This window comes from Algibacter lectus (assembly GCF_900112395.1).
GTDB lineage: Bacteria > Bacteroidota > Bacteroidia > Flavobacteriales > Flavobacteriaceae > Algibacter > Algibacter lectus.
Genome location: NZ_FOLN01000001.1, coordinates 39542 through 53241 on the forward strand (window position 1 = coordinate 39542; position 13700 = coordinate 53241).

Here is a 13700-nt window from a genome sequence, read left to right on the forward strand (position 1 = left end):
AAAGTAACTCATTCTTATTAAAAAATATTTGGTACACCAATCTGGTGTACCAAATATAGTAATAAATATTTATATAGAGTTATAAAAGAAAAAAAACTCATAGAACGAAAGAAAAATAAAGCAAAAAACATTAATACCAACCTTAATGTAACGAGCGATACGAACGGGTTACACCTTTACTCATAGGCCTTACCGAGAACAGAACGATAAAAATTAAAACATATAATAGCTCTCTTAATAAATCGAGTTAATTTTATATTTATGAATTTTTCCAGGTTAAATAATCTTGTGTTTTAATAGATTTAAATACAAAAACTTGTTTATTCCCCAATGCAAATAATCTCTTTTAAGGTTCGGTGATAGATGTGACCATTAGCAAAACTTAAGGTGTTTACGGTCCATGTTTTTCCTTTTTCACCTAAATCATTGACCGAGACTAAAGCACGCTCATCAAAACGTTCTGCATTTGCATCGATAACATAAACCATTCCTATGGCATTTGTAAAATAGATGTAATTATTAATCATAACCGGAGATCCTAAAAACGAACGCTGAAAGCCATCGCCCAAAACGCGAGTATCAATACTATGCAATTGTCCTTTGGCATTAAAACCATCATTAGTTTGTGGTGTTTTCCAAATAAAACTACCGCCAGCATTTTTTTCATGAGGTAATTCTAGATGTTCATTTTTACCAGTTACCATATTATGGCGCGCAATAAATGGCTTATGCATAACCATATAAAAGGTATAATTGTTTACAGCCATATTGCAATGGAATTCGTTTTCAGAATTTTTAAGAACAACACCTTCATTTAAATGATAGGTTTTATCCATTTCATCATAAATATATTGATCGACAATATTTAAAGGCTTTTGGCTCATTAGCTCACCAGTATTTGAGTTTACCGTTAAATTTTCTTCACATTTATAAATCCACGATATTTTTTCGGTATCCCAATGTTGGGTATTTAAAGCACCATAACCCGATAGTTTGTTAGGCGCTTCAGGTTCCCAATGCCAAAGAGATTCACCAGCATTGTTTTGCTCTAAGCTTATTAAACTCAAACCAACAGGACGTTCTGGAACTCCATGCGGACCGCCACGACCTATTAAAATTGCAGGTTTTCCTTCGGAAGTTTCCCCAATCACGGGCGTATTATAATGCGTAATAGCTGCTTGAGTTGTCCTTTCGTGATTTCCGGTATTCTTGTTAAAAGCGTGTAGATAATTCCATTCTTTTATTCGTGTAGAATCACTTTCAAGTGGTGGTTCAACATTCAAAATAATATCTTCAAACAACACCGAATCGAACTGTTTATTAAACGGCCTCCCCACGGTAGGCATCCAAGTACGTTTCCAAACCAAATCACCTTTTAATGAAAAACAAGCCATACCACCACTGGCATTAATAGCCCAAACAAACTCACCGTCAGTCATAGGGCACGGCGTTGTGGCATCACTAAAGGCATAATTATAATCGCTAGGTAATAATCCTTTTACAGTACGCGTCCATAGGGTTTCTCCTGTATTGGCATCCATACAATAAAGAACAATATCTGTCCCAACAGGTCTGGTTTTTAATGCTTTTTCAGCTTGTTGAAATTGATTATAACTCTTTAAAACCCTATCAGATTTTGAATTCACATAATCAATTAGTTTTTTATTGGCTTCAGAAAACATACGGCCTGCCCCACTCTTATTTAGCAATCGGTTATAATTAGTCTTCTTTTTTTCAGAAGATAATTTTTGATAATTTTCATTAGAAAGCAAAAAGACTTCGAAAAGATTATGCGCTGTATTTTTCCGGTTGAAAACCGTTTCAAAAGCAGACACTCCTTCTTTTCTTAAAAAGCTTAATTCTTCAGTATAAATAATATCGTAATTAGATTTAGCTTCATCATAATTACTTTGTAACTCAGAAAAAGCGGGCGTATCTAAAGGCGGATTAATAGTAAAAAACAACTTATCGTCCCAAACAGCAATACCGCTTTGTCCGCCAGCAGGAAGTGATTTTTTCCATTTAATATTTTCGTTATTTCGAACCGACCATTGTACTGGAACCTGTAAATCTGTTTTAATTTTATAACTTCCATCCGGTCCACCAGACATAGGCCATTGATTGTCGCTATTGGCAATTTTTACAACACTTCCAGTTTCTTGTTTACAAGACGCTAAAAATACAAGCGTTGCTAATAGTAAAGACTTTAGAAAAAAAATATTGTTTTTTAAGTTCAAATTCATACTAAGAATTACTTACCATTGTTTTTATGCTACTATAACCGTAATAACCAACAAAGGCTAACGATAAAGCCGGTAGAATAAACGATAAATTAACCTCTGGTATATAGCCTAAAAAATTCATATCGGCCAAACCATCGCCACCTAAATCTAAAATAGCCGCCTGCACAATAGGCATAAGCGCTCCACCAACAATGGCCATAACCAATCCGGCTGAGCCAATTTTAGCTTCATCGCCCATATCTTTTAAAGCAATACCATAAATAGTTGGAAACATAATAGACATAAAAATGGAAATAGCTACTAACGAAATTAACCCAGCCATTCCAGGTAACACAATAGCTCCTACACTTGCTAAAGCTCCACCCAATCCAAATAACATGAGTACTTTTGGTGGGTTTACTTTTTTCATTAATGCTGTACCAATCCATCTACCTGATAAGAATAAAATCATGGCAGCCACATTGTAATTTGTTGCCGTAATATTACTTCCTGTAGTTTCATTTAGATTATCAACATAATGAAAAATATAGGTCCAGCACATAATTTGAGAACCAACACATGCCGCTTGAGCCAAAACACCTTTTAAATACGTTTTATTGGCTTTTAATTTTTTTAATGAATCCGATAGACTCATTTTATCTTCTACAGCTGTTTTTGGAATTTTTGTAAACACAATAATCGCCATAATGATTAACACTAAAACACCTAAACTTAAATACGGAATACTAATAACACTTAAATCGTTTTCACGAATAGCAGCCAATTCTGTTGATGCTAAAGCATTGTAAGCTTCCGCTGAATAATCATCGGAACGCAAAGCTTGGAGTACAAAAACTTGAGCGATAATCATTCCTGTAAGCGACCCTACCGGATTAAAAGCTTGAGCCAAATTTAAACGTTGCGTCGCGGTTCTTTTATCACCTAAAGCAAGAATTAATGGATTTGCCGTGGTTTCTAAAAAAGCCAATCCGCAGGTAATCACCCATAATGAAATTAAAAAATAATTATATTCTTCATACTTAGCCGCTGGATAAAACAAAAATGCGCCAATAGCATAAAGCGATAAACCTAAAAGAATTCCCGATTTATAACTAAAACGTCTTATAAATAAAGCCGCAGGAAACGCCATAAAAAAGTACCCAAAATAAAATGCAAATTGCACTAAGGAAGCTTGAATATTAGATAACTCGGGCATTACTTTTTTGAAAGCAGATACCATTGGGTTGGTTAAATCGTTAGCAATTCCCCATAAAGCAAACAAAGAGGTTATAATGATAAAAGGAAATAATAATTCTTTACTTACAACCGGAATGCGCTCTTTTTTATTCATCTATTTAATTTAGTTTGTTATTGAAATTTAGTGTGGTATTTTTTAAAGAATTGAAGGTAATGGCCCAGTACTATCCGAAAAACTTTCGGTGCGTACATCTACTTTGTTTAGCATGCTTACAAACAAATTAGACAGTCGTACTTCTTTTTCATTGAATTTAGTATAAGCGCCATGCTCAACACCAAGATTAGCACCTCCAGCCAAAATAAGCGGACAGTTTCTAGCATTGTGTGTAGAACTACAAGCACTTCCGTAAAGAATAAGCGAGTTATCTAATAAAGATCCGTGTGCATCTTCTGTAGTTTTCATTTTATTAATAAAATAAGCAAAATGCTTAGCGTACCATTGATCCAAGCGTCCCCAATCTTCCCAATGTCCAGTTGTTTTATCGTGAGAAATACTATGATGCCCTTTTAATCCTAAAGCTATTTTAGGGAAATTATCACCAAAGCCCATACCATCTTCTCGCGCCATCATATACGTCATAACACGTGTTGAATCGGTTTGAAATCCAAGTACCATTAAATCCATCATGGAGCGTACATAATCATCTGGAGCCGAAACGGGATCTACATCTAAATTAATTAAGCTTGCATCAAAATCGTCCATGGGCACATCTAGCCATTTTTCATTTCGTTTTACCTGTTGCTCAACTTGGTTAAGCGATGTTAAATATTCATCTAACTTCGCTTTATCATTAGCGCCCAAACGCTTTTCAAGGTTTTTACTATCTTCTAAAACTAAATCGACAATCTTCTTGCCTTGGTTTAAACTTTTACGTCTTTCTGTAGTTGAAGCCCCTCCACTTGGAGAAAAATAACGCTCAAAAATTTCACGTTGTCTATGCTCTGACGGTAACGGTTTTCCTGAAGAATTAAAAGACAATGTTGATGTTCTAGATTTATACCCAACACCGCCATCTGTAGACAATGCTAACGATGGAAAACGGGTGTACTTACTAAGTTTCCCTGCTGCATATTGATCAACAGAAATACTGTTTTTATATTCACCACGTAAATCACCACCAGTTAACCAAGAATCTCCTGCCATATGCCCTAAAACATTACGACTGTATGGATGACTTAAACCGCCCATTATAGATATATCATCACGATAAGCCTTTAAGGGCGATAAGGTTTTGGTTAACTTATAATCGCGTCCTTCATTCACAGGAAACCAACTCCAGTTTTTATGTTGAGCACTTTCTTTTGGTGGAATTCCAACACCATTTGGAAAGTATAGAAAACCTAAACGTTTTGGTATTTCTGGTTCTATAAATTTTGAAAAACTACTCATGGCCATACCTTCAAAATACGGAAGCATACAGGCTACTCCCAATCCTTTAATAAACGTACGACGATCTAAATGCCAAGGTTTTTTGCTCATGATCCAAATATTTTGTTAAACCAACTTTGTTCTTTTTTATAGAATGACGGGCTTAAAACCACTTGTTCTATAACCGTTTTAAAACGATAATCATCTTCTATAACTTCTTTTACTATTCTATCTATTTCTTTTTGATCGGCGAAACTCACATCGCGCCCTAAAGCGTAAGCATAAATATTTTCTACTAATGCACGCGTGAAATCGTCTTGCTTCATTCTTAAAATATAATCTTTAATACCCTGTACACCGTCAATTTCGGTACCATCAGGTAATTTAGATTTTACATCAATTGGCTTTCCTTTAGCTATGGTTTGATATCTTCCAACGGCATCATAATTTTCAAAAACAACTCCAAAGGGATCAATTTTATGATGACAATCTAAACAAGACGTTTTATTTCTATGTAAAAACAACTGTTCTTTCAAAGTCATTTTTTCAAAGCCAGGCGTATCGGTTGCCAACTCGGGTACATTTGGTGGTGGTGGCGGTGGCGAATCTCCCAATATTTTTTCTTTCAACCAAACCGCTCTTTTAATAGGATGCGCTTGTACCCCATCGGAATGCCCATTTAAAAATGAACCTTGCGACAGTAAACCACCTCGATGTTCTTCTTTTGGTAAAGTCACCGGTCTAAACTCATTTCCTTTTACACCATCAATACCATAAAATTCGGCTAAGTTTTGATTCAGCATAGCAAAATCTGAATCAATAAAATTCATGATGCTTAAATCGTTTTTTAATATATGCTGAATAAACTCGTAGGTTTCTTTAAACATATCTTCTTTCACAAAACGCGTATAGTCTTTATACATACCTACATCGGTATCCATACTTTTATGACGATCTAAACGAAGCCACTCATAAGAAAACGAATGAATCATTCTTGTAATTCTTTCATCGTCTACCATACGCTCAATTTGCTCTGGTAACTCATCATATAAATCACCTGTAGATGCCAAATTATTCAGTTTTTCATCTGGTGGTGAATTCCATAAGAAATACGACAATTGCGAGGCTAAATAAAATTCATCTGTAGATTTTTTAGATTTATCGTCCTCAGGAACCTCAGGTTCAAACAAATATATAAAATTAGGGGAGCAAAGCACAGCAACCATAACTTCCTTAACACCATCCTCGTAACGATCAAAATCATCTTTAACACTACGCCAAAAATCCATATATCTATTTAGCTCGCCATCATTAAGCGGACGTCTAAAAGCGCGTTCCATAAAACTAGTTAGCACCTCTTCTGTATATAATTCTGCGTTTGCTTTATTTGGTGAATCGAAAAATAATTGTGTATGGCTATTTGGTGGCCAAACCGGATTATATGGTGCTTCAAACTCTACAGATTTCACTAATAATGGCGGACCATTAAAACTACCATCTTTAACCAAATGATTATTCCAAAGACCAACGGTGAGTATATTTGCTAAATCGCCACTTACTTGTGCACTACCTAGCGGAATTGGTAAATTCTCTAACCTGCCTTTAAACTCAAACATTTGATACTCGCCCATTGAAGCGGTAACTTCAACCGACTCACCAAAGGTTTTATAATCCATACCATCATCGGTTCTTGCACCTGCAAAAACCTGAATAGACGGATTAACATCGGCATACTTTAAATTATTTCTTTCAGCTTCTTCTGCTAGTATTTTTGGTAATGGATCGTCTTCCGGTATAGGTGTAAGTACTATATCGCTAAAACCTACAAAAAACTTACCGCCAATATAGGCTTTGTGTTCCCCTTCAGATAAATATGCCAAAGTTACCGGCGTAATAATTTCATCTGCATTTACAAGACTTTTATCCATGTATAAACGCTCACCAACACGCCCCTCTTTATTATTGCCTAAAAGACTTAATTGATAGGATGGCATAGCATCTTCTGATACATACGGATGTATTAAATCTACCTGATAAATACCTGATTTCGGCACATGATACTTAAACTGAGTTTTTACATTGGTAGCCACATTTTCCGAAATTAACCAACGGTTATCTTTCAAAACAAATCCTTTTGCTTTTTTTATATCCTTAGCAGAAATACGCACTGCTTTTGAAGTTTTTCTAGCTGGCTCAACTTTTCTTAAATCAATTAAACGTTCTACAGATTCCGAAAGATATCCTTTGGAAGCTTCTACACGGAAAACAAAATCGCCCGTTCTTGGAAAATCTTCTTTTACTAATAATTTTAAATTTGGCGAAGGCCCTTGCCAAGATTTTGGTGTAACTTCTCTTGCTGGTAAAGCTGAATTTAGCAACATGCCTTCTGCAACAACACTATAACGGTTACTGGCTGAACCACGCATACCAATACCTATTTTATTTTTTAAGCGTTTTATGGTGTCTTTTTGTTTAGTTGAAGTATTTTCTATTGGATTTCCTTCATTATTTAAAATATCTACTCGTAAATCCTTATTACTTATAGCAGCTGTTTGGTAACCACCATATTCAGCGCCTGTTTTGCCGTCTCCAATATTTTTTCCTAAGGTTACTTTGTAACGTTTAGCTTCTGGTTTTTCTCCAAAAACAATGGCCTTATCTAATGCTTCACGAGCAATTTTTTGATAATAATCGATATGCAGTGCCGATGTTTGAAGAATGCTTCCGTTATTACTATACCCCATTTCAGACTTTCCATCATCTGGTAACACATCACCAAAATTAACGTTTACACCAAGTAATTCATTAAGTGTATTGGTGTATTGCTTTTTGGTTAACCTACGCATAACACCTTTATTAGCGTTGTTTTTTGCAATGGCCGCTTTCTCTAAATTCTCCGTCATCCAATCTACAACAGCACGGCGCTCTTCATCTTTTAATTGTGGCTCATCTTTTGGAGGCATTTCACCAGAATTTATCATATCTAAGGCAGAGTGCCAACCTTCGGCATCGTGACCATTTATCATATCCCAATGCAAAACATCTAAGCGCACATCACCTTTTTGCTTATCAGCTCCATGACATTCATAACAATACGTTTCTATAATAGGTTGCACTTTGGTTTTAAAATCTACTGCTTCTTGTGAAGTCGAATCACTTTCTGTATTAAGTGCAATGTAGTCGCCTTCATTTGCATCGACACCTAAAACGGCTTTTAAACCAGATGGCATGTGTTTAGTTAAGTACGTCGATCCGTGCGTTAAAGAACCTCCATAATGCCCTGTTAAAGACAATAGAACAACATTTATAAATAAAAATATTTTATAAGGTTTGGATACTTTATTTTCCTCTTTATTAACAGATTTTTGTCTTACAACAAGCAGCCATACAGCTATAAGCGCCGTAAACCAGCCTAACCATTTATGAAAACCTAGTACGTCTTCATTATAATGACCTGAAGAAGCTAAAAGAAAACCTAAAATTAGGGTTGGAATTATACTAAAAACCGAAAACCAAAGTAAAAGTTTACATGCTGAATCTAGATTTAATTCTGGACGGAAACTGTTAATAATTTCCATGAAAAATAGTACAATTAAAGCGCCTATTGGAAGATGAAGAATTATAGGGTGAAATCTACCCAAAAAGAATACAAATGTATTTTCTACTTCACCGTCTAGCGGAATCAAGAAGAGTCCGAAAAGGACTATTGTGAAAACAATTGCAATTAACAACGTGCGTTTCATAAAAGTTATAGTTGGTTGGTTTTATAAAAAACAATTTTACCCATAATATAAACACTAATCTTCCAAAATCTCAACCAATCATGATACTATTTTTGCAAATCAACACAAAAACTGTTCGTAAATTAAAAAATAAGTAAAAAAACAACCTTAAAAATAAAGATAAGTTGTTTTTTAACTGATTTTATTAATGATATCTATTTTCAAGTCACGACTTATATAGCAGATGGTTTTAGTATTATTTCTCATACTAATACTAACTTTATTCTCTTGCTTTTAAATCGAAATTAGGCACCGGGTATTCATAAACTTCTGTATACGATTTACCTTTTTTAACACCATAATAATTGATATCACTTTTAGAATTTGATATAGCAGAAATTATTGGTTTTACAGCTTTGTTTGAAGCTAAAACTATAGATTCTCCTTTTTTAAGTTCTATTTGAAATTCGCCATTTTCAACCTTAATAATTTCAATTTTTGCACCTTTAGAAATTTGTATGACTTTTTTCCAATCACTCACTTTTAATGTACATATATTTCCTGCTAGACTTTCAATTTTTACAAATTCAGTTATACCAGCCTTGCGCGATGCACTTACTAAAAAACCACCTTCTGCTCGTAAATCTTTAAAACTTACATCCTGAAAACGATTAGGTGTTGCCGGAAACACTCTAATTTTATTTCCCCAACTTTGTAGAAACAACTCCATAATACTCGAAGCCGCACTTAAAGGTGTTTCTATAACGGGGTTACGTCCATGCCCTTCCATGTAAAATGTATTCGGTAATAACATCGCACTTTGTATATTACCATCTAAAAATTGTTGAAGCATTTTATTAGCATCATCTCCACGACCTAAAGCTGCGTATAATGAAGCTCCACCGGTATAAGAATAACCCACCAAGCCTTTACTATTATCAATTTGATGCCAATGCACTACAGATTTATCAACTAAAGTTCTAACTTTTGGATCGTCTGGATTTAATTGAAATAACGGATATAAACCTAATAAATGAGAATAGTGTCTATGAGAAATATCAACAGGTTGATTACTTCCAATCATTAATCCATTTTCATCTTCAGGATATGAAATTAAATCGGCTAAAAGCCCTTTCCATTTTTTAACTTCATTAGTATTTAAATCATGAGTTTCACTAGTATTTATTAAAGTATTTAATACCCAACGTACTAAAGCTAAATTATAGTTTGTATTCGGAAATGCTTTAAAACCTCCATATTCTGGGGAACCCATTGCAGTTAATTCAATTTTGTTATCCACATTTCTAATCATTTTGGTTTCATACACTTCGGCTATTTTCATAGCTTTTGGTAACCACTTATCTCGAATAGCTTCGGCATCGCCTCTGTATCTATAAATTAACCAATAATTGTGCATTGCCCAAGCAAAATCACCAAAGTTTTTACCACGTTTACTTGGCAACATCATATCAAAATTATCGTCTATCAAGGTTATAAAGTTCTCGGCAATATCTAAATGATTACTTGCATTAAATGGCCAATACGTTAACTGCACATTTAAATTCCACCATAAACCTGGCCAACTTGTGTTTTTAAGAAAAGGTCCCATTAAATCTAAAGCAGGACCATCGGCACGCGAGCAAGTTGCCATTTTATATATTTGAATCCAATAAAAAGATTCCATGCGCGCATCTGGAATAGACAAAAACGATTTTTGAAAATAGTTATGCCACCAAGTTCTATGTTCTTCTTCAATAGTTTTCATTGAAGTAATTGCGGCATCTGTAACCGTTTTTGCAGCAACTTTTGCAGAAACATGACTTGCAGGAATTTCATTAGCGACAGCAATATACATTGTAGATTTGTTACCTTCAGAAGGTTTATCCGTCCAAGCTGTAGCATAATCACCTCCCGCTAATAAAGATTGTTCGCAAACATTAATACCATCTACCATTCTTATATCTGGTTTCGGGTTTAATGCGTAATCTTTTTCTTTTAAAGCAGACGGCTTAGCAATAATTCGAGGTGAAATAGGCAAACCAGCTAGCCACTCCCAGCTATAATCTACGGTTTTACTCGATTTAGTTTCGGTAGAATGCACTTCAACAACATTTAACATTCTATTGTAAGGTGTAAATGCTCTAAAAGTAATTTCTCCGAGGTCTGTAATTATAGTTCCGCGAATTTCGGCGTTCCATAAATCTTGACGAACTTTAATATCCAATATTTTCCCCGCAGGTCGAAGCACCATACTTCCAATATCAAGACGAGAATAATCGAATAAATTAGCACCTTTTACACCCATAGAAGTCTTCTTATTAGGCGCTTTTCTATGATCGGTAACATCTTGACGACCAACATGAAAATCTAATCTATTATCATCTAAATTGGCATAAATCATCATACCAACTTGTCCGTTTCCAACAAAACCACCTTCGTTCCATTGCTTAGGAATTTCTTCCCAAACCAAATCGTGTTGTGCCATAAATTCTGGCCAATTTATATCTGATACAATCTGAGCTTTACAAACAAGAACTGATAATATAAATATAATTTGAATTATTTTTTTCATTAAAAACTTATTTCGTTATTTCAGTTTTCACTGTATCACCAAGCGTTTCGGTAATTTTTATCTTCGGAAGCGTTCCTTTTAAATTTTCGATACTTATGATTTGTACTCTACCATCTTTTAAGGTTACCGTAATTTCATTTTCAGAAGCCGATTCTATTTTTTTTATTGAAGATTCCCCTTTGTAAGGTTCAATTACACTCAGAAAAACAACTTCTTTTTCGTTTACACGAACGCCATAAGTGCGTCTATCCGGATTATTTCTAATACGGCGTTGCTTACCGCCATTCGGGTAGTTACTAATTACAATTTCAGATTTTTTAGGCCAAACTGTATGCACATCGAGTTTGTGCTCTCCCTCAATAAATTCCACTTTTGCTCCTTTTTTAGAGGTATACCATTGCGCATGTTCAAAATATTTATAAGGCGAATTTCCATCTGTACTTAACTTTTCAAGTGAATTACCTTTCTTTTTAACACCCTCAATAGAAGAAAACCCTACTGGATGAATTAGCCAATCGTAATTATGTTTTTTATCCGATTTCATATAATCTGCAAGAATTACATAATCGTCTGTAACGATAGAAATTCTTCGTTGCTGAATAGGATTAAAACCGTTAGCATAATCCGTATCGTCCCATGGTGGAAATTTTTCAACATTCCAACGTGGAATTTGTCGCCATCTAGCATTCGTTTCGACAACCGATGCTTGCATGATATCGCCTTTATAAAACAGTAATTGCTCTGAAGGCACAGCCTCTTGCTGAAGTTCGTCAACAATAACCATATTATGAGTTGCAGAAGTTTGTACACACTCTTTATATCCTGGATTTCCGTAACCATACCAAACCATTTCGGAACCAAAATATTTATGTCCGTTACGGTCTAGAGCCGCTAAACTTGCCCTATCAAATTGCCCGTGCCAACCGCCATGCGTACCATATTTAAGAAAGGCTTGAATTTGATTTTCAGGAGTCTCTTTTTGGCCTTGCGAGCGCAATGCTACCAAACCAATATTTTCTCTAAAATCTGATCCTGTTCTAGGATCTTTCACTTCGGGAAGTTCAGGAACCCCATACATTAAAGATACCCACGAATCACGTTCTGTTTTACTAATAACCCAAGCTAAATCGTTGAATTTGTATTCGCGATACGCCAGTTCGTAAAACTCATTTGGTGCTTTTAAATCAGAATCGTTAGTCGATACCAAATACGCATTTTCATCCATAAAAGGTACGTAAGGCGTAACCATATCTTCTAAACCTCTTGTGTTTTTTCCGGTTGGTCCCCAATTGTCAAATTTCATCCCAGTGAAACCTTCTTTTGAGTTTTCGAAATCTTTACTTTTGAATTTAGTAGGAAATCGTCTGTGGTATAAATCCATACCATAATTCTCAAAAGCTTGAGCTACCAAAGAATAACGTTGCACCACCAAATAACAGTAATTCCCTGTTCCTTCAAACCACCAACCATCGGCCATGACTCCTTTACCAATTTGGTCTGCCATGCCACCGTCAGCTTCGGTTAAATATTCTAACTGTGGTATATCTTGTAAATATAATGCAACAAATATAGCCCCTGCATTAGCACTTGCTTGATGGTTCATTATTCCCAAACCATTCATGTGTTTTTTATTCAACTCTAAATAATAACGAAACGAAGCTTCAATATTCTCTTTATCTGTACTAGATAATTCTGGTTCGTTATAAAGAATATCGCAAGCTGCGGATATAAATAAAAAGAAATTCCCTTCATGAACCTGCACACCGTTAGTAGCCGCTCCAATAGATAAATAACCTTCATCTTTATCAAAAATTGCTTTAATTAAGCTAATTACTTTTTGCTTGTAAACAGTCTTTTCCGTTAATTTATAAGCCAATGCCAACTGAAATGCTTTTTCGCCATCGCTTGCACTATAATCAAAGCTTGACCATATTTTGGTTGGCCTTGGTTTACTAACAATTTTACGTTCAGGAAACTCAAACTCATCAAGTTCCTTCAACATATTATCTAAGTTTTGCTTAGCCCAAGTATAGTTTTTTATCTTTTGTTTGGCTTCTTCAAAAACAGTATTAGTTGCCAACAAAAATGGATGCGATTTACTTCTAACAGATATAAACTCTAATGTTTCGATAATATGCCCTTCGGAATCTTTCAGTTCTATTATACTTGCTTCTTGTCCGCCTAAAGGTATTCTATCGCTTACTGTAACTTTTAGTGTGCCATTATAACTTCCGTTAGGTTCTAAAGTTATTGATGCCACACTTAGTATATTTTCACTAGCCAATTCTCTCGGATGTTTCACGTTAAGAGTATAAGTTCCCGAAGTACTTTTTATATTTTTTAGTTGAAAATTATACGTTATAATCTCATTAGCTTTTGCTGCTTGAGTTTGTAACGAGCTGCTTAAAACTACTTCTGAAATAGGCGAACCAGCATAACATAAGACATGGATTAAACAACAAAACAGTCCTAATAAAAACTGTTTTGAAACTACTTTGAATTTTAATGATAAAACGTTCATTTTTTAATTTATTTTATTTGAAAAATGCTAAATATGT

General features: G+C 34.8%; 6 protein-coding genes. All 6 read right to left on the reverse strand.

Going from position 1 to position 13700, the window contains the following annotated elements:
* Positions 1-320 precede the first annotated feature (320 nt).
* Entirely contained in the window at positions 321-2243 is a 1923-nt protein-coding gene (locus BM246_RS00170) for a serine/threonine protein kinase related protein (RefSeq protein WP_074935312.1), read from the reverse strand.
* A 1-nt stretch (position 2244) separates the two neighbouring features.
* Positions 2245-3573 carry an L-fucose:H+ symporter permease gene (gene fucP / locus BM246_RS00175; RefSeq protein ID WP_074935313.1) on the reverse strand — a complete coding sequence of 443 codons (1329 nt, stop codon included), beginning with the start codon at positions 3571-3573 and terminating at the stop codon, positions 2245-2247.
* A gap of 42 nt (positions 3574-3615) precedes the next feature.
* Positions 3616-4959: a DUF1552 domain-containing protein gene (locus BM246_RS00180; RefSeq protein WP_074935314.1), complete on the reverse strand. Its 1344-nt coding sequence runs from the start codon at positions 4957-4959 to the stop codon at positions 3616-3618.
* Positions 4956-8591, reverse strand: a complete 3636-nt coding sequence (locus tag BM246_RS00185; RefSeq protein WP_074935315.1) for a DUF1592 domain-containing protein — start codon at positions 8589-8591, stop codon at positions 4956-4958. Before BM246_RS00185 ends, BM246_RS00180 begins: the two co-directional genes overlap by 4 nt.
* A gap of 259 nt (positions 8592-8850) precedes the next feature.
* The gene (locus BM246_RS00190; RefSeq protein WP_074935316.1) at positions 8851-11142 is read right to left on the reverse strand and encodes a glycosyl hydrolase family 95 catalytic domain-containing protein; all 2292 of its coding nucleotides are present in this window, start codon (positions 11140-11142) and stop codon (positions 8851-8853) included.
* A 7-nt stretch (positions 11143-11149) separates the two neighbouring features.
* On the reverse strand, positions 11150-13663 hold the full coding sequence (locus BM246_RS00195) for an alginate lyase family protein (RefSeq protein WP_074935317.1): 2514 nt from the start codon (positions 13661-13663) through the stop codon (positions 11150-11152).
* Between the last annotated feature and the right edge of the window lie 37 nt (positions 13664-13700).

Excerpts from the sequence above, each read along its gene's own strand:
- BM246_RS00195 (WP_074935317.1), bottom strand. The coding sequence starts at position 13,663 with ATGAACGTTTTATCATTAAAATTCAAAGTAGTTTCAAAACAGTTTTTA.
- BM246_RS00170 (WP_074935312.1), bottom strand. The coding sequence starts at position 2,243 with ATGAATTTGAACTTAAAAAACAATATTTTTTTTCTAAAGTCTTTACTA.
- fucP (WP_074935313.1), bottom strand. The coding sequence starts at position 3,573 with ATGAATAAAAAAGAGCGCATTCCGGTTGTAAGTAAAGAATTATTATTT.
- BM246_RS00185 (WP_074935315.1), bottom strand. The coding sequence starts at position 8,591 with ATGAAACGCACGTTGTTAATTGCAATTGTTTTCACAATAGTCCTTTTC.
- BM246_RS00190 (WP_074935316.1), bottom strand. The coding sequence starts at position 11,142 with ATGAAAAAAATAATTCAAATTATATTTATATTATCAGTTCTTGTTTGT.
- BM246_RS00180 (WP_074935314.1), bottom strand. The coding sequence starts at position 4,959 with ATGAGCAAAAAACCTTGGCATTTAGATCGTCGTACGTTTATTAAAGGA.